A 25252-nucleotide genomic window follows, 5' to 3' on the forward strand; every position below is an offset into this window, starting at 1 on the left:
GCCGAACGTCAGGCCGCTTCGGCTTCCAGATCGTCGGCCTTCTTTCGGCGCAGTTCGATCAGCCGCACGCACCAGATCGACACCTCATAGAGAATCACCAACGGGATCGCCAACATCAGCTGGCTGATCGGATCCGGCGGCGTGACCACGGCGGCGACCACCACCACGGCGACAATGGCGTAGCGGCGGCCCGCGGCCATGACCTTGGAATTGATCAGCCCGGCCAGGCCCAGCAGGGTCGTGACGACCGGCAACTGGAAGCACAGGCCAAACGCCAACAACAGCGAGGTCACGAGGCTGAGATAGTCGGAAATCTTGGTCGTCTGGGCCACGGAAATACCGTCGCTGGCCACCTGCTGGCTCAGCGAGAACAGCATCACGAACGGCAGCATGACGTAATAGACGAGCGCCCCACCCAGGCAGAACATGACCGGCGCCGCGATCAGGAACGGCAGGAAGGCGCCGCGTTCGTTGCGATACAGGCCCGGCGCGACGAAGCGGTACATCTGCCAAGCCATGACGGGGAAGGTCAGGACGGCGGCGCCGAAAGCCGCAATCTTCATCTTGGTGAAGAGCTGCTCCAGCGGCGCCGTCGCGATCAGCTGAACGACGGCCGCGCTGCCTGGGGGATAGGGCTTCAACCCCGTCATCACCGCGATCAGTTCAATAGGATTGGCGTGACCGCCGCTGGCCATGGCCGCCGCATGGACAGCGACCGCCGCCTGATAGGGTTTGATCAGGGCGATCTGGATCTGATTCGCGAAGGCGAAGCACAGGATGAACGCCAGGAAGAAGGCCACGACGCAGATCAGCAGCCGCCCACGCAGCTCGATCAGGTGATCCATCAAGGGCGCGCGCGACGCCTCGATCTCGGCCTCGTCACGATCGGGAGACGTCACAGGTCAGCGGCCTTCTTGCGCGGGGTCTTGGGCTTGGCGGTCGCCGACTCTGTCTTGGCGGCCGGGATCGCCGGCTTGGGCTTGGCCGATGCGCGCGGCTTGGTCTTCGAGGGCTTGGTCGTCGTCGCAGGCTTCGCCTTCGCAACTGCCCGTTTAGGCTTCGTCTCCACCACGGGCTCGACGGGCGTCGGCGTGTCCGGCCATTCGTCAGCGGCCGGCGTCATGACCGGAACCTCCGGCTCGGGCGCAGGCAAGGCGGCCGTGGGCGTCGGCGACGTCAATCCTGCGTTGATGTCCTTGAAGGCGGCGTCCGCCTCGGCGCCCAAGGGATACATGGCCCCCTGCCCCGTCCGCAGCGCCTCGACCTCCTTGCGCAGGTCGTCCAGCTCGGACTGGCGCGCCATCTCGTCGAAACTGCTGCGGAACTCGTTGGCCATGGCGCGCGCCTTGGCGACCATCTGGCCGACGCGACGCATCAGAACAGGCAAGTCCTTTGGCCCCACCACAAGCAGGGCCACCAGACCGATCACCACTAATTCGAAGCCCCCGATACCGGGGCCGAGCCCGCCCATGCGTCAGCCCTTACAGACGACGACTAGCGCTTCAGCTCTTCCTTTTCCGCCTCGGTGCGCGGCAGCGAGCTGACGCCGTCGTGCGGACCGTCCTTCTTGTCGTCTTCCTTAAGGCCGTCCTTAAAGGCGCGGATGCCCTTGGCGGCGTCGCCCATGATGCCCGACAGCTTGCCCCGGCCGCCGAACAGCAGCGCGATGACGACAATGACGATGGCCCAGTGCCAGATGCTCATGGAGCCCATGGGTAATCTCCTTGAAGGGACCGATAATCGATCCCATCCACTATTCTTCGTTCCGCATATAGGCGCAGTGATGGCCCCGCGCCAAGGGACGCTGTAGGTCTGCGCGACCATGAATCCCTCCGATCACGTCATCATCCACACCGACGGCGCCTGCAAGGGCAATCCCGGCCCCGGCGGCTGGGGCGCCCTGCTCCAGACAGGCGGCGGTCACGAAAAGGAATTGTGGGGCGGCGAAGCCAACACGACCAACAACCGCATGGAGCTGATGGCCGCCATCATGGCGCTGGAGGCGCTGAAACGGCCCTGCAAGGTCGAACTGCATACCGACAGCAAATACGTCATGCAGGGAATCACCGAGTGGATGCGCGGCTGGAAGGCGCGCGGCTGGCTGACCGCCGACAAGAAGCCGGTCAAGAACGCCGACCTGTGGCAGCGCCTGGACGCCGCTCGTCTACGCCACGATGTCAAATGGCGCTGGGTGAAGGGGCATGCGGGCCATGAGCTGAACGAGCGCGCGGACCAGCTGGCGAATCGCGGCGTCGCCGATCTGAAACGGCGCTAGACCGCCTCGACTTCCTTTTCCGGCTCGGCCGGACGGCGCCGCACGCGCGATCCGCTCATGACCGCGCCGAACAGAGCCGTGACTGCGGCGATCTGGAAGCCATGCGCGACACCATTGATCGGCGCGGTCGATAGTAGGAAGGCGACGACCACCGCGCCCAGCGACTGGCCAACCACGCGCGCCATTCCCAATGTACCGCCCGCCGCCCCAGCCCGTTCTTTCGGCGCCTCAGACAGCATGGCGCGGTTGTTGGGTGACTGGAAGAAGCCGAACCCGGCGCCGCAGACTGCCATCCGCCACACGATGTCGAAATGGGTCGAATCGGCGTTCAGGAAGCTCAAGGCCATCAAGCCGCAGGCGAAGACGCTCAGCCCGATGGCGCCCAATACACCCGCCGAATATCGATCCGACAGGTAGCCGGCCAAGGGCGCCGCGATCATCGTCGCCAGCGGCCAAGGCGTCATCAACAGGCCCGTCTCGACCGCCGTCAGCCGCAGCGATCCTTGAAGGAAGAAGGGCAAGGCCACGAAGGCCATCATCTGCGCCGTGAAGGAAATGATGGAGGTCGCCACCGACAGGCTGAACATCGGCCGCGCCAACAGGTCCAGCGGAATCAGAGGCGAAGCCCGCGACCGCTCGTGGCGAATCAGCAAGACGCCCGCCGCCAAGCCCGCCCCCGTCAGGCCGAACCCCAATACGGCGGCCTCGCCATGCGCCAAGGATTGCAGTCCGGTGATAGCCAAGCCGAACGCCGCCGCATTCAGCGCAGCCCCGGTCCAGTTCAGCTTGCGCTTGTGCAGCGGATTGTGCGGCAGGGTGAACCCGGCGAGCGACACGGCCAGCAGCCCAATGGGCACGTTCAGCGCAAACAGCCAGCGCCAGTGCCCGACGGCCAGGATGGCGCTGGCGATAGTCGGCCCTGCCGCCGCCGCCAGTGACACGATCACGGCGTTGATGCCGACGGCCCGACCCAGCAGTCTCTGCGGATAGGTGAAGCGCACCAGGGCGCCGTTGACGCTCATGATGCCCGCCGCGCCGAACCCCTGGATCACGCGCGCCAGGCTCAACGCCTCGATGGAGTTAGCGAAGACGCACGCGATGGACGCCAGGGTGAAGACGGCCAGCCCCGCCTGCGACACCCTGCGATAGCCGACGATCTCGCCCAGCGACGCGAGAGGCAGCAGGGCGACGACGATGGCGATCTGATAGGCGTTGACGATCCAGATCGACGCCGCCGATGACGCCTGCAAATCCTGCGCGATGGACGGCAAGGCGACGTTGGCGATGGCTCCGTCCAAAACGGCCAGGGTGATTCCCAGGCCGATAGACGCAATGGCCCAATACCGCCGGGGCGTGGGCAGACCGTCCGAGGCGGCGTTCTGGCTGGCTGTCATCCTCGACGAACGCCTCGTGGGCCGCGTCGTTTCAGACCGGCGACTGAACCGTCAGCAAAGATCCCGTGACCCGCATCACCACCACATCCTGCCCTTCCACCGGCTGTTCCCCCTCGATCTCGGCCGGCCATTCGGCGCCCGAGATGAAGACACGGCCGCGCCCGGAAACGAACGCCTCAACCACCCGCGCCCGCTGGCCGATAAGTCGGCTGTCGCGGTCGTTGATGTCGGGACCGGCGGGGTTGGCCTTGGAGATCAGTCGACGAGACAGAAGCGTAGCGATCACCGTCAGAACGGCGAAGACGGCGACCTCGCCCGGCAAACCCAGCCGCACGCCCGCAGCCGTCATCACCGCGACGACGCCGGCCGAAACGGCGGGCCACAGCAGCCATTCGGTCGAGAACATCGCCTCGACCGCCAGCAGCAGAACTCCAACAGCCAGCCAGATCCAGAACGGCTGGGCGACATAGAGATCAGCGAGCGACAGCATCGTTCAGCCTCCTACGATCAGGCCGAGGGTGGGACTGCGCCGCCCGCAGGGCGACGCGGGGGTGCGGGACGAACCGGCGGTGTCGAAGCGGCGCCGGAGTTCTGCTCCTTGGCCAGGCCGACCATCTCGCCGATGCCGGCGATGGTGCCGACCAGGGCGCCCATTTCGGCGGGCACGATGACGGTCCGCTGCTGCGGGCTGCGCGCCAGTTCGGCGAAGGCTTCGACATACTTCTGGGCGATGAAGTAGTTGATTGCGTTCACATCGCCGCGCGCGATGGCTTCCGACACCATGGCGGTGGCTTTCGCCTCCGCCTGGGCTTCGCGTTCCCGAGCCTCTGCGTCACGGAAAGCGGCTTCTTTGCGGCCTTCGGCCTGAAGAATGGCGGCCTGTTTGGCGCCTTCGGCCCGCGCGATGGCGGACTGTTTTTCGCCCTCGGCTTCGGTGATGATTGCGCGCTTTTCACGCTCTGCCTTCATCTGGCGAGCCATGGCGTTCGTGATGTCTACGGGCGGGGTCAGGTCCTTGATCTCGATCCTGTTGACTTTGACGCCCCAGGGTTCAGTCGCAGCGTCGATGACCGTCAACAACCGCGTGTTGATCGAGTCGCGTTGAAAAAGAACCTCGTCCAATTCCATCGAACCGACGACCGTCCGCAGGTTGGTCATGCAGAGCTGGGTGATGGCGTAGGGAAGGTTCTCGACCCGATAAGCGCCCGCTGACGCGTTCATCACCTGAATGAACACGATCGCGTCAACCTTCACCATGGCGTTGTCCTTGGTGATGACCTCCTGGGTCGGGACGTCCAGCACCTGCTCCATCATGTTCATGCGGCGACCGACCCGCTCCACGAACGGGGTCAGGAAGCCGATGCCGGGGCTCAGCGTCTTGGTGTATTTGCCGAAACGTTCGACTGTGTATTCACGGCCTTGCGGTACGATCTTGATGACACTGATCAAGAGCACGATAGCCAGCAGAAGCACTACGCCGGCGAATATGGTGGTGACGTCCATTCAGATCCTCCCTGAGGCGATCAGCCTACGCGCTGGACGCGAGCGGCGCCATAGAAACCGGACGAACTGATCGACGCTAAAGGCCGCGCTTGGCCCGCCATGCCGCCAGCCGGACGCTGACGTCACGCTCGATGTCGCCATAGAACAGGTTGTAGGGCACGATCTTGCGCCGATCCGCCCAACTTCCGCCGGCGGTCAGGAAGTCCGCGTCGGGCGCGCTGTGCCACAGCAGCCCGCCACGACATTCGGTCGAAATCAGTCGCCCGGTCAGGGCCGGACGCGCGCCCCATTCCAGCCCCGTCGCGTTGGTCGCCCCGCTGTGTTGTCGGGCCTCGGCGCGCGGCTGTTGTGTCGAGCCGGTAACCGGGTTGACGCACATCGGTGGGGTCGTCAGCCCAACCAGTTCGCCCCGATCATTCCAGTCGAGCGCCCGCCGCAGCTTGCGCCGCGCCGCCGGTTCGTCCCCGTCCTCGACCGACGACCAGGCGACGATACAGCCTGTCTCATCCGACGCGTCGCAGGGCGTGACCCTCTGCTGGAACATCTCGCGACTGACCAGGGTCTCGATCAGATAGGCCGCAACCAGCCGGTCCTTGAGCTTCGGATCGGCGGTAAGTGCGTCGCGCACCAGCAGCGCTGACAGTTCGCCGCCCTGCTCCACCCCCGCGATCACGATTGGTCCGGTCGGATGATTGCGAAGCCACAGGGCGAAGGCCGCCTTCACATCCTCATAGGCGAAGGCCCGCGCCTCACGCGCATCGTCGCGCAGGGTCAGGCGGGTATAGAGGCTGGCCTGGCGATAGAGGGGCGCGCTGACCTTGCCCTCCCGCGCAAACGGCGAAGCATAGTTCGGCAGGACGACGCGGCGCAGATAGGCGTTCGCCCGTGTATCATCGATCGGCCCATTCCACTCGGCGCCACCGTCGAAGGTGGTCGGCATGACGAAGAAGACCGACGCCCGATCCGGCGCGCCTTCGTCCATCAACGCCCAGGATGACGCCGACCGATAATCCGGCGCAGGCGGCGGCTTGTAGGTTTGGAACGGCACCTGGGGATCCAGCCCCGCTCGCAGGATATCCCCGCTCCAGACCGCCACGGCGGCGGTCAGGATCAAGACGGCGGCGAACCCCGCATAGCCGACCCATTGCCTGAAGGTCAGCCGGCGCATCAGCGATACGGATCAGCGGTGGACAGGAAGTCCTGCACGTAGCGCCGCACGCCCTCTTCCAGCGGCGTGGACTGGCCCTCGAACCCGGCGGCGCGGATTCGATCCATCCGGGCTTCGGTGAAATACTGGTACCGGTCGCGGATCACCTCGGGCATGTCGACATACTGGATGGAGGCTTCCTTCCCGGCGGCGGCGAAGGTGGCCTTGGCCAGATCGTCGAACGACCGCGCCTGACCGGACCCGGCGTTGAAGATGCCGGACACCTCCGGCGACTGCAGCAGGAACTCGATGATGTCCACGACGTCGTCGACATAGACGAAGTCACGCAGCTGGCCGCCATCGGGATAGTTCGGATTGTGCGACCGGAACAGGCTGACCGTCTCGCCCGCCTCGACCTTGGGCCAGATCTGGGCCACGACCGACTTCATTCCGCCCTTGTGGCCCTCGTTCGGCCCATAGACGTTGAAGAATTTCAAACCGGCCCACTGGCGCGGCGCCTGGCCGCGATCCGCCTGGCGCACGGCATGCTGATCGAACAACATCTTCGAATAACCATAGGCGTTTAGCGGCCGAAGCTTCGACAGAGACTCCGCATCATCATCGTCGTTGAAGCCGGCGTCGCCGTCGCCGTCGCCATAGGTGGCTGCCGAGGACGCGTAGATCATCCTGACGTCCCGGATCGTGCACCAGTCCCACAGGTCGCGCGACAGGGTGAAGTTGGTGCGCAGGATCAGGTCGGCGTCCGGCTCGGTCGTGGAAGAGATGGCGCCCATATGCACCACGGCCTCAATCCGTTCGGCATGCCGCTCCAGTTGCTCGAACAGTTCCTCGGGCGACCAGAAGTCGGCGATGGCGTGCTTGGCGATGTTCTTCCACTTGGCGAGGTCAGCGGTCTCCAGCCGATCGCACACTACGACGTCATAGGCCGTCTCGGCCGTCAGCCGCGCCACGATGTTGGAGCCGATGAAGCCGGCGCCGCCTGTCACCACGATCATCCTGGGCGTCATCACTCTTGTCCTATCGCTGGCGCTTGAGCACCAGTCGTCATCTTCTCGATCGTGCGCGTGGTGGAGAACCCGTCCTTGAAATCCGCCAGCTTGACCTCGCCGCCCCAACTCTCGACCAGATCGCCGCCGACCACGCCCTCACGCGTATAGTCCGAGCCCTTGATCAGCACATCGGGCCGCAGCCGTTCGATCAGGGCGACCGGCGTCGGATCATCGAAACTGGTCACGCGATCCACACTGGCCAAGCCGCCGATGACGACCGCCCGACTGTCCAGATCGTTGACCGGCCGACCCTCGCCCTTCAGCCGCTTGACCGAGGCGTCGGTATTCAACGCCACCACCAGTCGGTCGCACCAACTGCGCGCCTGGGCCAGATAGGCGACATGGCCCCGGTGCAGGATGTCGAAACAGCCGTTGGTGAAACCGACCTTCAGCCCCTGACGCCGCCAGGCCTCGACCTCGGCCGCCAGCTCGTCCAGCGGCGTCACCTTGGCGACGGCGGCCGTCGCATGCTGGCTCAGTTCGGCCTCGATCAGTTCGGCGGGCGTGACCACGGCCGTCCCGGCCTTTCCGACCACCACGCCCGAGGCCAGGATGGCGAACTCGACCGCTGTCTCCAGCGACGCTCCGGCGCCTAGGGCCAGGCCGATGGCCGCCAGACAGGTGTCGCCGGCGCCTGAGACATCGAACACCTCGCGCGCCCGGCCGGGGAAATGCTTCACCGGCTGACCGCGCCGGGCCAGGCTCATCCCCTTGCCCGCGCGCGTGACGATCACGGCCTTTGTGGTCGTGCCGGCCAACAAAGCGTCCAGCGCCGCCTCGACTTCGGCGTCTGTTCCGACCGGCAAGCCCGTCGCCCCGGCCAATTCAGAGGCGTTGGGCTTGATCACATCGACCGCTCCATAGCGGGCGAAGTCACGTCCCTTGGGGTCGACCACGATTCTCGCGCCCGACGCCTTCGCTGCAGCCAAGGCCGAACCGATCAGCGCGTCGCCGACCACGCCCTTGGCGTAATCAGACAGAAGATAAACGGAAGTGCCCGTAAAGGCGTCAGAAGTGTCGATGCCCACCGGCGCCGCTTCGTCGTCCAGCCGCAACAGCTGTTGCCCCCCCGAAACGAACCGCGTCTTGACGATGGTGGCGGCCTCGGCGGTGCGGGCCAGAGCGTCCTCGATCCGTGGCTCGGCGGCGATCAGAGCGGTCAACTCGGCGCCCGCCGCATCGTCGCCGACAACGGCGCCCAAACGCGCCACACCGCCCAGCGCCGCAATATTACGCGCCACATTACCGACGCCGCCAGGCATGGCGACAGTGCGGGTCGTGCGCAGCACCGGGATCGGCGCCTCGGGCGAGATGCGGCTGACCTCGCCATAGACGTAGCGGTCCAGCATCAGGTCGCCGACGCAGGCGATCTTCAGGCCGCGCACGCGCTCCAGCAGGCTTTGCAGGGCGCCCAGGTCCAGGGTGTCAGACATGGGTCCGACCTAGAGGATTCAGGCGGCCTGCGCCACCGGCGCCTTGGCCCCGATCTTGATGGCCAGGTCGTCGAAGGCGATCAGCTGCGCGGCCAGGGCCTCGAACTGGTCCAGCGGCACCATGTTGGGGCCGTCTGACGGGGCGTTGTCCGGGTCCGGGTGCGTCTCCACGAAGACCGCGTCCACGCCGACCGAGACGGCGGCGCGCGCCAGCACCGGCACGAACTCGCGCTGCCCGCCCGAAGACGTGCCCTGCCCGCCGGGCTGCTGGACGCTGTGGGTCGCGTCGAACACGACGGGGCAGCCGATCTCACGCAGTACCGGAAGCGCCCGCATGTCGCTGACCAGGGTGTTGTACCCGAAGCTGGCGCCGCGCTCGCAGGCCATGACGTTCGGATTGCCGGCGCCGACCACCTTGGCGATGACGTTCTTCATGTCCCAGGGTGCCAGGAACTGACCCTTCTTGATGTTGATCGCCTTGCCAGTGGTGGCGGCGGCCAGCAGCAGGTCCGTCTGACGGCTCAGGAAGGCCGGGATCTGCAGCACGTCGACCACCTCGCCCACCGGGCCGCACTGGGCCTCGGAGTGGACGTCGGTCAGGGTCGGCAGGCCGGTGACTTCGCGAATCTCGGCGAAGATCGGCAGGGCGTCCTTCAGCCCGATTCCGCGCGCGGCGCTGGCGCTGGTGCGGTTCGCCTTGTCGAAACTGGTCTTGTAGATGATGCCGACGTTCAGCCGTTCGCCGATTTCCTTCAGCGCATGGGCCGTCTCCAGCGCGTGCTGACGGCTTTCCATCTGGCAGGGACCGGCGATAAAGGCGATTCTGGCGCCGCCGCCGATGACGACAGGCGTCCGAAGACCTTCGGACAACGTAATGACAGCGTTGGGTCGGCTCACGAGGCGGCTCTTTCGAAGTTCGAGTGTTGTAGAGGCGGCGTTTGCCGCAGCTATTGGGCCATCAGGTGGCGCTCTGAACGGTTGAGTGCAAGTTATCACGGAGTTCGCCCGCGTGGCCACCAAGCCTGTCATCCTCTGGTTCCGCCGCGACCTGCGCCTGCACGACAACCCCGCCCTGAACCATGCCGCCGAGACGGGACAGCCGATTCTGCCGGTCTTCATCCTGGATCGGAACCCGGATCGCCAGACCGGCGCGGCGTCGCTGTGGTGGCTCGACAAGTCGCTCCGGGCGCTCGACGCGTCGCTTCAAACCCGGGGTTCGCGGTTGATTTTGCGAAGCGGCGATTCGCTGTCGCAACTTCAGAAGCTGATCCAGGAGACCAGTGCCGACGCCGTCTTCATGAACCGGCTGTTCGAACCGCAAGCGTTCGAACGCGACGCCGAGATCGCTCATGCGCTGAAAGCCGACGCCGTCGATTGCCGAGGCTTCAACGGATCGCTGCTGTGCCGCCCCGGCGCGGTGCTGAACGGCACGGGCGGCCCCTATAAGGTCTTCACGCCGTTCCTGAAGGCACTGCTGGCCCAGGCCGAACCGCCCGCCCACACGACAGGCCCGCGCGCGATCGACACCCCGATTGCCATCGAGAGCGAGTCGATCAACGACTGGAAACTGCATCCGACGGAGCCGGACTGGTCCAAAGGCTTCGACTGGACGCCGGGCGAAGACGGCGCCTCGACCGCTCTGTCCGACTTCCTTGCCCACGGGCTGAAGGCTTACGCGGTCGGCCGCGACCATCCTGACCGTCCCGCAACCAGCCGCCTCTCACCGCACCTGCATTGGGGCGAGATCAGTCCATGGCGCGCCGTCGAACGTGCGCGTGACGCGGCTGCAGCAGGCAAGGTCCCCGCCGCCGAGGCGGAGAAGTTCGTCGCCGAGATCGGTTGGCGCGATTTTTCCGCCCACCTGCTCCACCATTTCCCGACCATGCCCGAGCGCGCCTTCCGGCCCGAATACGACGCCATGCCCTGGCGTGACGATCCCAAGGGCCTGACGGCCTGGAAGCGCGGTCGCACCGGCTATCCGCTGGTCGATGCCGGGATGCGCCAACTCTGGGCGACCGGCTGGATGCACAATCGCGTGCGGATGGTGGTCGCCTCCTTTCTGGTCAAACACCTGCTGATCGACTGGCGCGAGGGCGAGGCCTGGTTCTGGGACACGCTGGTCGACGCCGATCTGGCCAGCAATGTGCAGAACTGGCAGTGGGTCGCCGGGTCCGGGGCCGACGCCGCCCCGTATTTCCGCATCTTCAACCCCATCGCCCAGGGCGAGAAGTTCGACGCCAAGGGCGGCTATGTCCGTCGCTGGGTTCCCGAACTGCGCGCCCTGCCCGATCGTTGGCTTCAAGCCCCCTGGACCGCCCCGGTCGAGGTGTTGCGCGACGCCGGCATCAGGCTTGGCAAAGACTATCCCCACCCCATCTTGGATCATGGCCAAGCTCGCGCCCGCGCCCTCGACGCCCTCAAGACGGTGTCGGGACGCGGGGACGACACGACCGACCGTGATTGACGCGCAGAAAGGTTCATCATGAGTCTCGCCACGACCGACCTGGAGGCCGCCGCCGCCCGGACGCCCCGCGTCTTTGCGATGCTGCTGCGCCTGCTCGCCTCCAACTGGACCTACGGACGTCTGACGGTGCATCTGCCGAACGGCGAGGCCCATGTGGTGGAAGGCGAACAGCCGGGCCCCAGCGGCGTGATGCACGTCAAGGATTATGGCTTCGCGCGCCGTGTCCTGTCCGCCGGCGACATCGGGTTCGCCGAGGGCTATATGGCCGGCGAATGGGACAGCCCGCATCTGGCCGCCCTGCTGGAGACCCTGGTCGATAATTACGACCACATCCGCCGCCTGTTCGACGGCAACTGGCTGATGATGGCGGTCAACTGGCTGTCGCATCGCAGCAACCGCAACAGCCGCACGGGCTCCAGGAAGAACATCCACGCCCACTACGACCTGGGCAACGCCTTCTATCTGAACTGGCTGGACGCCTCGATGACCTATTCGTCGGCGCGCTTCAGTCGCGAGGACGAGACGCTGGAGGCCGGGCAGCGCGAGAAATACGCCAGCCTGGCCCGGATGATGGACATGAAACCCGGCATGTCGGTCTTGGAAATCGGCTGCGGCTGGGGCGGTTTCGCAGAGTTTGCGGCGCGTGAGATCGGCGCGGACGTCACCGGCATCACCATCTCCAAGGAGCAGCACGACTTCGCCCAGCAAAGGCTCTTCAACGCGGGGCTAACCGAAAAAGCCAGGGTCGAGTTGGTCGACTATCGCGACGTCCAGGGCCAGTTCGACCGCGTCGCCTCCATCGAAATGTTCGAGGCGGTCGGCAAGGAATACTGGCCCGCCTATTTCGACAAGGTCCGCGATGTCCTCAAGCCGGGCGGCGTGGCGGGGCTGCAGATCATCACCATCCAGGACGTCCTGTTCGAGGAATACAACGCCCGCACCGACTTCATTCAGAAGTACGTCTTCCCTGGCGGGATGCTGCCTTCGGAGGAGCGATTGGCGCCCGTCACCTCAGCGGCAGGCCTTTCTTGGCAGGCCGTCGAAAGGTTCGGTCTCGACTACGCCTCCACCCTGAAACGGTGGGACGAGCGCTTCCAGGCGAGTTGGTCCGAGATCAGCAGGATTCCCGGTTTCGACGAGCGTTTCCGGCGACTATGGCGCTTCTATCTCGCCTATTGCGAGGCCGGCTTCCGCTCCCGCCGCACCGACGTCATCCAACTGGCCCTGTCCCGACCATGAGCTTTCTGATCTCCACCGAAAACTTGGCTGCCCGCCTCGGGGAACCCGGCCTGCGCATCGTAGACGGCAGCTGGCATCTGGACGGCCGGAACGCCCGCTCTGAGTTCGAACAGGCCCATATCCCCGGCGCCGTCTTCTTCGATCTGGACGCCGTGTCCGACCGCGACAGCGCCCTGCCCCACATGATGCCGTCGCCGCAATCGTTCGCGGCGTCTGTCGGCGCCCTCGGCATCGGGAACGACGACCGGATCGTCGTCTACGACACGGCCGGCCTGTTCTCGGCGGCCCGCGTCTGGTGGATGTTGAAGACCATGGGCGCCAAACACGTTCAGGTGCTGGACGGCGGCCTGCCGAGTTGGCTGGCGCATGGCCGCCCCGTGCAGACTGGCGGATCGGAAGCCGTCGTGACCCACTTCGAAGCCGCAGATTCCCGCGAGTCTGTCGCCTCGATCGATGACGTTCGCGACGCCTTGGCCCAAAGCGTGCAGATCCTTGATGCGCGTGGCGCTGCTCGGTTCAATGGCCAGGCCGCCGAACCTCGTCCCGGCGTGCGCAGCGGTCATATGCCGGGCGCGCTCAACCTGCCCTACGGCCGCTTGCTGAACGAGGACGGCACGATGAAGCGCGGTTCGGAGCTGGAGCAGGCCTTCACCGAGGCCGGCGTGGACATAGACCGGCCCATCGTCACCACCTGTGGCTCCGGGGTCACCGCCGCCATCCTGACCCTGGGCCTGGCCGAGCTGGGTCGCTCGTCACGCCTCTACGACGGGTCCTGGTCCGAATGGGGCGCCCGCGAGGACACCCCGGTCGAGACCGTCTGAACCTCAGGCCGGCGGCGCTACGGGCACGACATCGTCGGCTTCGACAGCGTCGTCCTCTTCGCCACGTGACACCACGGTCGCCAGCACCAGGTCGCCGGTGACGTTCAGCGTCGTGCGGCACATGTCCAGGAAGCGATCCACGCCCAGGATCAGGCCGATGCCTTCGGGCGGCACCTTCACCATCACCAGGATCATCGCCACGACCGGCAGCGAACCGGCCGGCACGCCCGCCGTGCCGATCCCGCCCAGTATGCAGACCAGCATGACGATGACCTGCTGGGTGATCGTCAGATCGATGCCGAAGAACTGGGCCAGGAACAGGACTGTCACCCCTTCGAACAGGGCCGTGCCGTTCTGGTTGGCGGTGGCGCCGACCGTCAGTACGAAACGCGCGATCTTGCGCGGCAGCTTCAGCTCTTCCTCGGCCGCCTTCAGCGACACCGGCAGCGAGGCGTTGGACGAGGCGGTCGAGAAGGCCACCACCATCGGCTCGCGCACGCCCTTGAAGAAGGCGATGGGCGAACGGCCGCCAAGGATCCAGATCACCAGCGGATAGACCACGAACATGTGGATTGCCATGGCGCCCACGGCAACGCCCACATAGGCCGCCAGCCGCACCAGCAGGTCCCAGCCGAACAGGGCCGCAAGGTTGAACATCAGGCAGGCGATGGCGATGGGCGCCAGTTTGATGAACAGGTTGATCAGCTTCATCGTGACTTCGAACAGGCCCTCGATGACCTGCTGCAGGCGGTCGGTCGCGGGCGACTTGGCCATGACCAGGCCTATGCCGAAGAACAGGGCGAACACCATCACCGGCAGAATCTGGTTCTCGGCAGCCGCCGTGAAGACGTTGGACGGGATCAACTCTAGGAAGAAGTCGCCCAGCTGGATCGTCTCTGGCGCGCCGCTCACGATGCTGGCGGCGCCGTCGCGCCCTTGATTCAGCAACTGTTGCGCCAATACGGGATCGACGCCCCGTCCGGGCTGGAACAAGTTGACCATCACCAGGCCAATCACCACGGCGATGCTGGATACCAGTATGGTCAGCACCAGCGTCTTGATCCCTGCGCGTCCCAGCGAGCTGAGATCGCCCATCTCGGCCACCCCGACCACCAGGGCCGAGAACAGCAGGGGGATGACCATCATGAACAGCAGGCGCAGGAAGATTTGACCCAACGGCCCTGTGACGTTGTCCGTCAGCCAGACGACCCAGCCCGTGTCGGCGCCCAACGTCAGATTGACGATGAGACCGCCGCCCAGACCCACGGCGAAACCGATCAGCATCAGCCAGTGCAGCGCGAGGCCGCCACGTTTCGTCTCGGTCATCTATCCCCCAGGAAGCGATACAAACGTCGGCGCTTATCGGATCGGCAGACCATAGATCAAGCCGGCCGGGCGCGCGTTCCATTGTGCGTTCAAACCGCGCGCCAGGTCGAGCGCCGATTGCGACCCCAGATTCCGCTCGAAGATCTCGCCATAATTGCCGACCGCCCCAACGGCGTCCTTGGCCCAGGTCTCCGACAGCCCCAGCATGGGGCCGAACTCGCCCTCGGCGCCCAGCAGACGCCGGACGCGCGGGTCTGTCGCGGCCTTGGACTGCTCTTCCACACTGGCCTTTGTCACCCCCAGCTCCTCGGCCAGCATCAGGGCGTTCAGGGTCCAGCGAACGGTCGAGGCCCAACGTTCGTCGCCCGCCTTGACGACCGGCCCCAGCGGCTCCTTGGACGCTACGTCCGACAGGATCACATGTTCGTTGGGGTTGGTCAGAACGGTCCGGGCGGCGGCCAGGGCGGAGATGTCGGCGCTAAAGGCGTCGCAATCCTCGCGGCCATAGGCGTCGCGCGCCGCCTCTTCGGTTTCGAAGACGACAGGCCGATATTCGATGCCACGCGACCGGAAATAATCGGCGGCGTTGATTTGCGAGGTTGAGCCGGATTGAACGCAGACCCGAGCGCCGTTCAACTCGGTCGCGCTGTTCAGGTTCAAGGACCGCCGTACCAGAAAACCCTGGCCGTCGTAATAGTTGATGCCGGCGAAGACGAACCCCTCGCCCGCGTCACGGCTCATGGTCCAGGACGAGTTGCGCCACAGCACGTCGATCCGGCCGTCGTTCAGCGCCGCGAACCGATCCGTCGCCGACAGAGGCACGAACCGCACGGCATTGGCGTCGCCCAGCACGGCCGCCGCCGTAGCGCGGCAGAAGTCCACGTCGAACCCGCGCCACTGACCGCGATTGTCGGTATAGGCGAACCCGACCAGTCCCTGATGGACGCCGCAGTTCAGGCGGCCGCGCCGCTTGATCGCCGCCAGCGTCGGGCTTTCGGGAACGGCGCTGGGCGTTGTCGCGGTCGGTGCGACATCGGTCGTCTCCGGCGTCGGATCGGCGTCCTGCCGCCCGCACGCGGCCGTCAGCAGCACCGCCGCCATCGTTCCGATCATCCAGCACCGCATCGCGTTCCAATCCCTCGCCGCTTGCGCCCCGCTGGCTTTAGAGGCCTTTAGGCTCCGATCCGCAACCCATCGGAAACGCCATGTCGCCGCATTCGGACCGCACCCGCCTGATCGCCGCCGCCACACGTCGGGGTCAGGGCCGCCGCGGCGTCAACCCACCCATCGAGCGCGCCTCGACCATGCTCAGCGACACCGCCGGCGTCATGCGCGACGAGACGGGCGGCCCGACCTATGGGCTCAGCGGAACCAGTGCGGCGCGCGATCTCCGAAGGGCTTTGGCCGATTTGGAGGGCGCCAAGGACGCCTTTCTGGTCCCGTCCGGCCTCGCGGCCGTCACGGTTCCGCTTCTGGCGCTGCTGCGACCGGGCGACGAGGTGATCACCACGGACGCCGTCTATGGACCGACGCGTCGCTTCCTCAGCCGCTATCAGGCCGCACGCGGCGTCACGACCCGGTTCCTCCCCGCCGACGCCGATGCGTCCGCCATCATCGCCGCCTTGGGCGACCGGACGCGCCTGGTGCTGATGGAGTCGCCATCATCCCTGACGTTCGAAATGGTCGATTTCGCCGCCGTGGCCCAGGCCTGCCGCGCGCGAGGCGTCCTGACGGTGGTCGACAATACCTGGGCCGCCGGCCTAGCCTATCGCCCGCTGGCCCATGAGGTGGATGTGAGCGTCCAGGCCGTCACCAAATACGTCGGCGGTCATTCCGACGTGCTGATGGGCAGCATCGCCTCGAATGCCCCCGCTTGCCTGCGCGCCATCGGCGACACCATCGAGGATCTAGGGTGGCATGTGTCGCCCGATGACGCCTGGCTGGCGCTGCGCGGTTTGCGGACCCTGCCGCTGCGCTATGCGGAACAGGCCAGGTCGGGCCTGACCGTCGCGGAATGGCTGCAAGCGCAGCCCGAGGTTTCCCGCGTCCTCTACCCGCCCCTGCCCGGCTCGACCGGCCACGACCTGTGGCGAAGGGATTTCACCGGCGCGGCTTCCCTGATGGGCGTGGTCATGAAGGGCGGCGATAAGGCGGCGGGCGAGGCGTTCCTCGATGCGTTGACACTGTTCGGTCTCGGCTATTCCTGGGGCGGGTTCGAAAGTCTGATCACCCACGAGACCCATCAGATGGCCTATCGCGACCATCCGCCCGTGCTGGAGGGCGAACTGATCCGCATCCATATCGGTCTGGAAGACCCCGCCGACCTGATCGCCGATCTGGAACGAGGCCTCGCCGCCTTCACCGCCGCACTCACGGTTCCTTAAGCGCCGTAAAGGACTGTGCGCCCGTGCGCGAACCGCCCGTTCAGACCCCGGATGATTCGCCGCCGCTGTGGGAACAGTGGGCGGCCGGTTTCGTCGTCTTCATGCTGACCGGCGCCCTGATCGCTCCCGTCATCGCCCCGACCCAGGTCGAGACGCCGATCCTGCGGTTCATCTGGTTGCCCGTCTATGCCGTCATCGCCGGCCTGATCGTGTTTCGCTTCGACAAGGTCATTCGGGCCTGGCCGGCCTGGTTGATGATGTTCGGCCTGGTCGCCCTGTGTTTCGTCTCCAAATACTGGTCCATCGATCCCGGCGTGACCGAGCGCCGGGTGATCGCCATGGCCATCAACAGCGCCTTCGCCATCTATCTGGGCGCCCGCTTCCGCGACGACGCCCTCCCGCGCGTCCTGATGTACACCGGGCTGGTGATGGCGATCGGCAGCCTTCTCATGGTGTTCGGCTATCCCCAGGTAGGCGTGCACCAGTTCGACAACGCCGGCCTTTGGCGCGGCCTCTGGTACGAAAAGAACCAGATGGGGCTGGTGATGGTGGTCGGCGCCGTTTCAGCCGCAGCGACCCTGGCCGCCGATCATATCGCCGGACGCAGCAACCGTTTCTGGGTCTGCCTGCTGACCCTGGGCCTGACCACGCTTCTGGTGCTCGCCACCCAGTCCAAGACATCGCTTCTGTGTTGGGGCCTGGGCTTGGGCATGGTGGGAGGCTGGTGGGCGTTGAAACAGGGCGGCGCCGTGATCACGGTCGCCGGAATCTGGCTGGGCGTCATCACGGCGGCGGCCGCCACTTGGCTGTGGAACTCCGATTCCGCCGCCATACTGGAAGCCCTGGGCAAGGACCCGTCCCTGACCGGCCGCACCCTGATCTGGGAGGCCCTGATGCGCAAGGTCGCCGAGCGTCCCTGGACCGGCTATGGCTTCAGCGCCTTCTGGGGCGTGGACTCCATTCCCGCTCGCGAAATCCGCATCGAGACCCAGTGGCCCGTACCGTCTGCGCACAACGGCTGGATCGACCTGCTGGTCCAGTTAGGCTGGCCCGGCGCGGTGGCGGTCGGCGCCGTCATGGCGATCTCGGCGATCCTGATCGTCGCGCGGCTGAACGGGCTGGGCGCGCGCGAAGGTTATTGGAGCATCGCCTATCTGACCGTGTTCACAGCCTTGAGCCTGTCGGAGAGCGTCCTGCTGACCCACGCCAACCTGCCGTGGATACTGATGCTGGCGATCATGGCCCGCGCCGTGACCTTCGATCCGGCCCCTGTTCGCGCGCCGCTTGCTCGACCGGCCTCACGGGCCTACCAGACCCGCTCCCGAATCGCCTCAGACTATGTGAATGGCCGCCGACCTCTTCGCTTTTGACGACGAACCCGAAGCTCGCAAACCCGAGCCTCCTAAACCTGTGTCGGTGAAACCGCCCGAGGCGCCCCCCGCGCCTGCGCCATCCCCTGCTCCAACCGCAGCCGCCACGCCGACGGCCGGCAGCGCCAACGCCTATTCCGCCTCCTCAATCGAGGTGCTCGAAGGGCTGGAACCCGTCCGCAAACGCCCCGGCATGTATATCGGCGGCACCGACGAGCGGGCCCTGCACCATCTGTTCGCCGAAGTCCTGGACAACGCCATGGACGAGGCGGTGGCCAAACACGCCAAGCTGATCACCGTGGATCTGGACGCCGAGGGCTATCTGTCGGTCCGCGACGACGGGCGCGGCATCCCGGTCGACCCCCACCCCAAACACCCCGGCAAGTCGGCGTTGGAAGTGGTCATGACCGTCCTCCACTCAGGCGGCAAGTTTTCCGGCAAAGCCTATGAAACCTCAGGCGGTTTGCACGGCGTCGGCGTCTCGGTTGTCAATGCGCTGAGCGAAAGCGTCGAGGTCACCGTCTGGCGCGACGGCTTCGAATGGAAACAGGCGTTCAGCCGCGGCGCCGTCCTGGCCCCCATCCAGCAGATCGGCCCGTCCAAGAAGCGCGGCACCCTGATCCGCTTCAAGCCCGACGACGAAATCTTCGGCATGGGCGCCGCCTTCAAGCCCGCGCGCCTGTTCCGCATGGCCCGCTCCAAGGCCTATCTGTTCCGCGGCGTGGAGATCCGGTGGACCTGCGCGCCCGAGCGCATCACCGATGCCACCCCGACCCAGGCCAGCCTGCACTTCCCCGGCGGTCTGGCAGACGCTCTGGTGGACCGGATCGGCGAACTGGACACCGTCACCCCGACCTTCGCCGGCCGCGCCGAGCGCCAGGGCGAGGCGGGGGCCTTCGAATGGGCCGTCACCTGGTCGCCTATCGGCTTTGGCGAATCCGACGGCTTCATCCAGTCCTACTGCAACACCGTCTCCACCCCCGACGGCGGCACCCACGAGGCCGGCTTCCGCGCCGCCCTGGTCAAGGGTCTGAAATCCTACGGTGAGCTGACCAACGAGAAGCGCGCCGCCATCATCACGGCCGAGGACGTCATCGCCAACGCCGGCGCCCTGATCAGCGTCTTCATCCGTAATCCCGAGTTCCAGGGCCAGACCAAGGACCGCCTGTCCTCGCCCGAGGGCACGCGCATCGTGGAGCAACTGCTCCGCGACCCGCTGGACCACTGGCTGACCGAGAGCCCCAAACAGGCCAACGCCCTGCTCGGCTTCGTCATCGACCGCGCCGAAGACCGCCTGCGCCGTCGCAAGGACAAGGAGGTCCAACGCGCCGCCGCCACCCGCAAGCTGCGCCTGCCGGGCAAGCTGTCGGACTGCAGCCGCCAATCAGCCCAGGGCACCGAACTCTTCATCGTCGAAGGCGATTCGGCCGGCGGCTCAGCCAAACAGGCGCGTGACCGCACGACCCAGGCCATCCTGCCCCTGCGCGGCAAGATTCTGAACGTCGCCTCCGCGACGGCGGACAAGCTGCGCCAGAATATCGAACTGTCCGACTTGGCCCTGGCCATGGGCGTTCAGCCCGGCAACCGCTTCAACATTGACGACCTGCGCTACGAGCGGATCGTCATCATGACCGACGCCGACGTGGACGGCGCCCACATCGCGGCCCTGCTGATCACGTTCTTCTATCGCGTCATGCCCGAGACCATCCGCCAGGGCCGGGTCTTCATGGCCCTGCCGCCCCTCTATCGGATCTCGGCCGGCCCCTTGAGCGAATACGCCCGCGACGACGCCCACCGTGACGAACTGCTGGCCACCGTCTTCAAGGGCAAGAAGACCGAGATCGGCCGGTTCAAGGGCCTGGGCGAAATGATGGCCTCCCAGCTGAAGGAGACCACCATGGATCCCAAGAAGCGGACCCTGGCGCGAATCACCGTTCCTGATGCCGAGACCGACATCGAGGACCTGGTCGAACGCCTGATGGGCAAGCGCGCCGACGCCCGTTTCCAGTTCATTCAGGAAAACGCGCAGTTCGTGAAAGAAGAACTCGACGTCTGAGGCCCTCGCGGCCCTTCCACCGAACGACGACGCCTGACAAAAGGGGGCATGCAGACGCCCGCTCCCTCCCCCGCCGTGCTCGATGAACTAAAAGCCGCGCTGGGTCCGGGCGGCTGGACCCAGGATCCCGAGGTCATCGCCCCGTCCCTGACCGAATGGCGCAATCGCTGGACCGGCAATACGCCGATCCTTCTGACCCCCCGCTCGGTCGAGGAGACGGCCAGGGCCGTGACCATCTGCGCCCGCGAAGGCGTGGCCATCACCCCGCATGGCGGCGGCACCGGCCTGGTCGGCGGCCAGATTCCTTTCGGCGAGGTCCTGTTGTCGACCCGCAAGATGCGCGCCGTTCGCGACGTGACCCCGCTGGACGACGCCATGACGGTCGAGGCCGGTCTGACGCTTTTGGAAGCCCAGCAGGCGGCGACGGCGGCCGGTCGTTATTTCCCGCTCAGCCTCGCGGCGGAAGGGTCGGCCTCCATCGGCGGCGTCATCTCCACCAACGCCGGCGGCACCCAGGTGCTGCGCTACGGCATGATGCGCGACCTGGTGCTGGGCCTTGAGGCCATCATGCCCAATGGTGAAATCTTCCGGGGCCTGAAGCGCCTGCGCAAGGACAACACCGGCTACGACCTGAAACAGCTACTGATCGGCGCCGAGGGCACGCTGGGCGTCGTCACCGCCGCCACTCTGAAACTCTTCCCCATTATGCGTTCGCGCGCGGTCGCCGTCGTCGGCCTGGAGACGGCCGCCGCCTCGGTCGAGCTTCTGGCCCGCGCCAAGGCCGAGACCGGCGGCGGGGTCGAGGCCTTCGAGCTGATGAAGCGGCTGGGCATGGAACTCGTGCTCAAGAACATCCCCGACACCCGCGAACCGCTGGACTCGACTCCCGACTGGTATGTCCTAATCGAGATTGCGTCCGGCACGCCGGGCGGCGCCGAGGCCCAGATGGAGGCCCTGCTGGAAGTCGCCTTCGAGCAAGGCCTGATCACCGACGCCGCCATCGCCCAGAACGACGCCCAGCGCGCGGCCTTCTGGCGTCTGCGCGAAGAACATTCGGCGGCGCTCAAGCCCGAGGGCGGCGGCTGGAAACACGACGTCTCCGTCCCCATCAGCCGTATCGCCGAATTCATCGACGAAGCCTCGGCCGCCGTCGAACGCTTCCACCCCGGCGCCCGCATCTCGGTCTTCGGCCACGTCGGCGACGGCAATCTGCACTACGACATCCTGCCGGGCTTGGGTCAGGACATCCCCGCCTTCATCGGCCGCTGGAAGGAGGGCTCGCAAGTGGTTCACGACGTTGTCGGAACCTATGACGGCTCGATCTCCGCCGAACACGGCTTGGGCCGGCTGAAGACCGAAGAGGTCAAACGCTACAAGTCGCCCCTGGAGATCGAAACCATGGCCGCCATCCGTCGCGCCATAGACCCGAAGAGGATCATGAACCCGGCCGTTCTGTTCTGACCTAGGACCGCCGGGTGATGTTCGCCGCCAGCGCGGCTTTGAGATGGTCTGCACGGGCTTGGGAAAGTCGCCCCTGCATGCCCCGTGTCATCTCTGGAAGATGTGCGCCGGGCGTCTCGCCTGCGTCGAACACGAAAGCTTCGAACATGCTGCGCCAGACCTCGCGCTGCTCGTACGGCAGATCGCGGACGCCGAGCATGGCGTGGATCAACGCTTCCATCGGACGTAGCTCCGCCGAGGCTTCGTTCCACCAGTAGTTCACCAGCATCGCGAAAGGGTCGAAAGACTGGACGTGATGCCACCACATGTAGGGAATGTAGATCGCGTCGCCTGGGCCTAGATCAGCGACCTCCGCCTGCGCCCAGGCCAGATGAAAGTTCGGAAATCGCTCGTGATCCGGCGCATCCAGACGAACCATGCTGGTCAGCGGGCCCGCCAATGTTCGCTCGAACGGGCCGACATAGAGATTTCCGGTCTGGCTGGGTGGAAAGAAGATGAACTGCCATCGACCCGCGACCGCACAGGCCACATTGGCGTTCATGTCGTGGTGGGTCTGAACGACGGCGGCGTTGCCGATCCAAAGCCGCGCCACAGCGCCTCGCACCGCCACAGGCGGTGGGTTTGCTGCACTGAAACCTGGAGCGGCCGCCGGTTCCGGCATGGATTGCGCTGCCAGAGAAGGCGGATGCTCCGTACCGTCCAAATCCAATAGACCCTTGAACAGAGCGATGAGCGGCATCCGAAGCGTTTCGAAATTGGTCCCCGTCAACGCCTCATCATAAAAGAACAGCCCTGCCTGATCATGTGGGGTTCGAAGGACCGGCGCAGGTTCAGCCCTCGTGAAGGGCGACAGGTACGCAGCCAGTGCTTCTCCCCCTGCTTTTCCAGCCCTCACCGCTGGCCAATGATCGACCAGCCCCCGCATCACCACTGGTCGACCGCCGGCCACGATCTCGCGTTCAAAGATGTCCGCATCGACATCATGAAGCTCGCGAGTTCGTCGTTCGGGCGAAGGTATCTTCATCGCTTATGGCTTAGTATGCCGACCGAAGATCGCAAAGTCGTCTCACCTGAACTTCCTCAAGCCGCGCGGCCCCTGGCGACCGGCGCCGGCGCGTTTGCCCAGCCAGTCCTTCCAGTCGGGCCAGTTGCGACGGCGTCCGCCGCCGTCTGCCCACTCGGGGCCCTGTTCAGCGTTGAACACAGTCACGTCGGCCAGGCCGCCCTGTTTGAAGTTTTGCAGGCGCACACCCTTGCCGCGTCCCATCTCGGGCAGTTCGGCCAGGGGGAAGATCAACGTCTTGATGTTCTCGCCGATCGTCGCGACGTGGTCTCCGGTCACCCGCAGAACGGCCAGCAGGTCGCCGTTCAGCACCTGTTTGCCGCCCCGCTTCTGGGCCAGGGTCTCGTCTTCCGGGGCGATGAAGCCGTAACCCGCCTTCGACGCGATCAGCAGTTTCCCGCCTGGCTGATGCGCCAGGACGTTGATGATCTCGGCCTTCTCGTCCAGATCGATCATCAGGCGCAGCGGCTCGCCATGCCCGCGACCTGACGCCAGCTTGTCGGCCCCGATGGTGAAAATGCGCCCGTCCGACGCCGCCACCAGCAGCTTGTCGGTTGTATAGGCCGGCACAAGGTAGGCCAACTGGTCGCCTTCCTTGAACTTCAACTCCGACGGATCCTCGACCTTGCCCTTGGCGGCGCGGATCCAGCCGCGTTCCGACAGGATAACGGTGATCGCCTCGCGCGGGATGAAGGCTTCGGGCGCGACGAAGGCCGAACTGTCGACGGCCTCGGCGATGGTGGTCCGACGCGGCGAGATCAGCGCCTTGCGCACCGCCTCCAGTTCCTTGGACACGGCCTTCCACTGCTTGCCCTCCGACGACGTCAGCGCCTGCAGATGCGCAAGTTCTTCCGACAGCGCATTGAATTCCTTCTCGATCGCCATTTCCTCGATCCGCGCCAACTGACGCAGACGGGTGTCGAGAATATAGTCGGACTGGGCTTCGGTCAGGCCGAAGCGGGCGATCAGCACCGCCTTGGGCTGCTCCTCCTCGCGGACGATGCGGATCACCTCGTCCAGGTTGAGGAAAACGATGCGCAGGCCTTCCAACAGGTGCAGCCGCTTCTCGACCCGCTCGATCCGCCACTGCGAACGCCGGTTCAGCACCACACGACGGTGATCCAGGAAGGCGCGCAGACACTCCTTCAGCCCCATGACGCGCGGCGTGCCGGTGGCGTCCAGCACGTTCATGTTGATCGGGAAGCGGACTTCCAGATCGGACAGTTTGAACAGACTTTCCATCAGCATTTCAGGCTCGATGGTGCGGTTCTTGGGCTCCAGGATCAGGCGAATGTCTTCGGCCGACTCGTCGCGCACATCGCCCAGCAGAGGCACCTTCTTGTGCTCGATCAGGTCCGCTAGCGCCTCGATCAGGCGCGACTTCTGCACCTGGTACGGCATCTCGGTGACGATGATCCGCCACACGCCGCGCCCCAGGTCCTCGGTTTCCCAACGCGCGCGCAGACGCACCCCGCCCCGGCCCGTCTCATAGGCGTCCAGGATGGAGGCATGGCCTTCGACAGCCACGCCGCCGGTCGGGAAGTCAGGGCCCGGCACCAGTTGCACCAGTTCGGCCGTCGTCGTCTCGGGCCGCTCCAGCAGCATCTGGCAGGCGTCGATCAGTTCGCCGACATTGTGCGGCGGGATCGAGGTCGCCATGCCGACAGCGATACCGGACGAGCCGTTGGCCAGCAGATTGGGGAAGCCGGCCGGCAGGACGATCGGCTCCTCGTCCTGATCGTCATAGGTGGCGCGGAAATCGACCGAGTCCTGATCGATTCCGTCCAGCAGCAGCACGGCCGCCGGGGTCAGCTTGCACTCGGTGTAGCGCATGGCCGCGGCGCTATCGCCGTCGATATTGCCGAAGTTCCCTTGACCGTCGACCAGCGGATAGCGCTGGGCGAAGTCCTGGGCCAGGCGCACCAGGGCTTCATAGATCGAGGCGTCGCCGTGCGGGTGGTATCCGCCCATCACCTCGCCGACGACCTTGGCGCATTTGCGCGCCGCCGCCTGCGGGTTCAGCCGCATCTGGTGCATGGCGTACAGGATGCGCCGGTGCACGGGCTTGAACCCGTCCCGAACATCGGGAAGGGCGCGGTTGGTGATGGTCGACAGGGCGTAGGCCAGATAGCGACGGCTGAGGGCCGTCTCCATCGGCTCGTCGATGATACGGCCGCCTTCCGGCGGCGGAGCGTGGATCGTCATGGGCCAGCGAATCGGGGATGGGAAGCCGGAAGTCTAGCCCG

Annotated in this window: 22 protein-coding genes; 8 read left to right on the forward strand and 14 right to left on the reverse strand. The window is 65.9% G+C overall.

Translation table 11 applies throughout. The annotated features are described in order from the left end of the window. Positions 1 to 8: 8 nt before the first annotated feature. From tatC to ACP7BH_RS02995, 3 genes are read right to left on the reverse strand one after another with little or no spacing between them, the layout of a single operon-like run. A complete protein-coding gene (tatC, locus tag ACP7BH_RS02985) occupies positions 9 to 899 on the reverse strand; it encodes a twin-arginine translocase subunit TatC (protein ID WP_135195956.1) in 891 nt (296 codons plus the stop codon). Further along, positions 896 to 1471, reverse strand: coding sequence for a Sec-independent protein translocase protein TatB (gene tatB / locus ACP7BH_RS02990; RefSeq protein ID WP_425983855.1), 576 nt, complete (start codon positions 1469 to 1471; stop codon positions 896 to 898). The genes tatC and tatB overlap by 4 nt, the downstream gene beginning before the upstream one ends. A 23-nt stretch (positions 1472 to 1494) precedes the next feature. Then, positions 1495 to 1713 (reverse strand): twin-arginine translocase TatA/TatE family subunit, encoded by a 219-nt coding sequence (locus ACP7BH_RS02995; RefSeq protein ID WP_425983853.1) that lies wholly within the window; start codon positions 1711 to 1713, stop codon positions 1495 to 1497. Between the two features lie 109 nt (positions 1714 to 1822). Here ACP7BH_RS02995 and rnhA point away from each other — a divergent pair, with 109 nt between their 5' ends. Next, positions 1823 to 2275, forward strand: coding sequence for a ribonuclease HI (gene rnhA / locus ACP7BH_RS03000; protein WP_425983851.1), 453 nt, complete (start codon positions 1823 to 1825; stop codon positions 2273 to 2275). Here the strand turns inward: rnhA and ACP7BH_RS03005 are convergent. The 7 genes from ACP7BH_RS03005 to kdsA form a co-directional block, all read right to left on the reverse strand. Then, the gene (locus ACP7BH_RS03005) at positions 2272 to 3669 is read right to left on the reverse strand and encodes an MFS transporter (RefSeq protein ID WP_425983849.1); all 1398 of its coding nucleotides are present in this window, start codon (positions 3667 to 3669) and stop codon (positions 2272 to 2274) included. The genes rnhA and ACP7BH_RS03005 overlap by 4 nt on opposite strands. 31 nt (positions 3670 to 3700) lie before the next feature. Beyond that, positions 3701 to 4159 (reverse strand): NfeD family protein, encoded by a 459-nt coding sequence (locus tag ACP7BH_RS03010; protein WP_425983848.1) that lies wholly within the window; start codon positions 4157 to 4159, stop codon positions 3701 to 3703. Between the two features lie 17 nt (positions 4160 to 4176). Then, a complete protein-coding gene (locus tag ACP7BH_RS03015; protein WP_346495249.1) occupies positions 4177 to 5172 on the reverse strand; it encodes an SPFH domain-containing protein in 996 nt (331 codons plus the stop codon). A gap of 76 nt (positions 5173 to 5248) precedes the next feature. Continuing rightward, the gene (locus tag ACP7BH_RS03020) at positions 5249 to 6340 is read right to left on the reverse strand and encodes a DUF3089 domain-containing protein (protein WP_425983846.1); all 1092 of its coding nucleotides are present in this window, start codon (positions 6338 to 6340) and stop codon (positions 5249 to 5251) included. Continuing rightward, a complete protein-coding gene (gene rfaD / locus ACP7BH_RS03025) occupies positions 6340 to 7347 on the reverse strand; it encodes an ADP-glyceromanno-heptose 6-epimerase (RefSeq protein WP_425983844.1) in 1008 nt (335 codons plus the stop codon). Before rfaD ends, ACP7BH_RS03020 begins: the two co-directional genes overlap by 1 nt. Then, the gene (rfaE2, locus tag ACP7BH_RS03030; RefSeq protein WP_425983842.1) at positions 7347 to 8822 is read right to left on the reverse strand and encodes a D-glycero-beta-D-manno-heptose 1-phosphate adenylyltransferase; all 1476 of its coding nucleotides are present in this window, start codon (positions 8820 to 8822) and stop codon (positions 7347 to 7349) included. The genes rfaD and rfaE2 overlap by 1 nt, the downstream gene beginning before the upstream one ends. 18 nt (positions 8823 to 8840) lie before the next feature. Continuing rightward, complete coding sequence (gene kdsA / locus ACP7BH_RS03035; protein ID WP_425983840.1) at positions 8841 to 9719, reverse strand: 3-deoxy-8-phosphooctulonate synthase; 879 nt, start codon at positions 9717 to 9719, stop codon at positions 8841 to 8843. Between the two features lie 85 nt (positions 9720 to 9804). Between kdsA and ACP7BH_RS03040 the strand changes: the two genes are divergently transcribed. The 3 genes from ACP7BH_RS03040 to sseA are packed head-to-tail and all read left to right on the forward strand — an operon-like array spanning position 9805 to position 13346. Next, on the forward strand, positions 9805 to 11286 hold the full coding sequence (locus ACP7BH_RS03040; protein WP_425983838.1) for a cryptochrome/photolyase family protein: 1482 nt from the start codon (positions 9805 to 9807) through the stop codon (positions 11284 to 11286). Between the two features lie 18 nt (positions 11287 to 11304). Then, entirely contained in the window at positions 11305 to 12525 is a 1221-nt protein-coding gene (locus tag ACP7BH_RS03045) for a class I SAM-dependent methyltransferase (RefSeq protein ID WP_425983836.1), read from the forward strand. Continuing rightward, on the forward strand, positions 12522 to 13346 hold the full coding sequence (gene sseA, locus ACP7BH_RS03050; RefSeq protein WP_425983832.1) for a 3-mercaptopyruvate sulfurtransferase: 825 nt from the start codon (positions 12522 to 12524) through the stop codon (positions 13344 to 13346). The genes ACP7BH_RS03045 and sseA overlap by 4 nt, the downstream gene beginning before the upstream one ends. A gap of 3 nt (positions 13347 to 13349) precedes the next feature. On the opposite strand, the gene ACP7BH_RS03055 is transcribed toward sseA, so the two are convergent. Together ACP7BH_RS03055 and ACP7BH_RS03060 are read right to left on the reverse strand one after the other, a co-directional pair. Further along, positions 13350 to 14672, reverse strand: coding sequence for a dicarboxylate/amino acid:cation symporter (locus tag ACP7BH_RS03055; protein ID WP_425983830.1), 1323 nt, complete (start codon positions 14670 to 14672; stop codon positions 13350 to 13352). A 33-nt stretch (positions 14673 to 14705) separates the two neighbouring features. Then, positions 14706 to 15785 (reverse strand): amino acid ABC transporter substrate-binding protein, encoded by a 1080-nt coding sequence (locus ACP7BH_RS03060; protein ID WP_425983828.1) that lies wholly within the window; start codon positions 15783 to 15785, stop codon positions 14706 to 14708. 92 nt (positions 15786 to 15877) lie between these two features. On the opposite strand from ACP7BH_RS03060, the gene metC reads away from it, so the two are divergent. From metC to ACP7BH_RS03080, 4 genes are read left to right on the forward strand one after another with little or no spacing between them, the layout of a single operon-like run. Continuing rightward, entirely contained in the window at positions 15878 to 17056 is a 1179-nt protein-coding gene (gene metC / locus ACP7BH_RS03065; protein ID WP_425983826.1) for a cystathionine beta-lyase, read from the forward strand. 23 nt (positions 17057 to 17079) lie between these two features. Beyond that, complete coding sequence (locus tag ACP7BH_RS03070) at positions 17080 to 18426, forward strand: O-antigen ligase family protein (RefSeq protein WP_425983824.1); 1347 nt, start codon at positions 17080 to 17082, stop codon at positions 18424 to 18426. Beyond that, entirely contained in the window at positions 18401 to 20482 is a 2082-nt protein-coding gene (locus ACP7BH_RS03075; RefSeq protein WP_425983822.1) for a DNA topoisomerase IV subunit B, read from the forward strand. The genes ACP7BH_RS03070 and ACP7BH_RS03075 overlap by 26 nt, the downstream gene beginning before the upstream one ends. A 48-nt stretch (positions 20483 to 20530) precedes the next feature. Further along, entirely contained in the window at positions 20531 to 21943 is a 1413-nt protein-coding gene (locus ACP7BH_RS03080; RefSeq protein WP_425983821.1) for an FAD-binding oxidoreductase, read from the forward strand. A 1-nt stretch (position 21944) separates the two neighbouring features. Here the strand turns inward: ACP7BH_RS03080 and ACP7BH_RS03085 are convergent, their stop codons facing one another. Together ACP7BH_RS03085 and parC are read right to left on the reverse strand one after the other, a co-directional pair. Beyond that, positions 21945 to 22967: a cupin-like domain-containing protein gene (locus ACP7BH_RS03085; protein WP_425983819.1), complete on the reverse strand. Its 1023-nt coding sequence runs from the start codon at positions 22965 to 22967 to the stop codon at positions 21945 to 21947. A 42-nt stretch (positions 22968 to 23009) separates the two neighbouring features. Continuing rightward, positions 23010 to 25211 carry a DNA topoisomerase IV subunit A gene (gene parC, locus ACP7BH_RS03090; RefSeq protein ID WP_425983817.1) on the reverse strand — a complete coding sequence of 734 codons (2202 nt, stop codon included), beginning with the start codon at positions 25209 to 25211 and terminating at the stop codon, positions 23010 to 23012. Between the last annotated feature and the right edge of the window lie 41 nt (positions 25212 to 25252).

The organism is Brevundimonas sp. TWP2-1, from assembly GCF_049897645.1.
Classification (GTDB): domain Bacteria; phylum Pseudomonadota; class Alphaproteobacteria; order Caulobacterales; family Caulobacteraceae; genus Brevundimonas.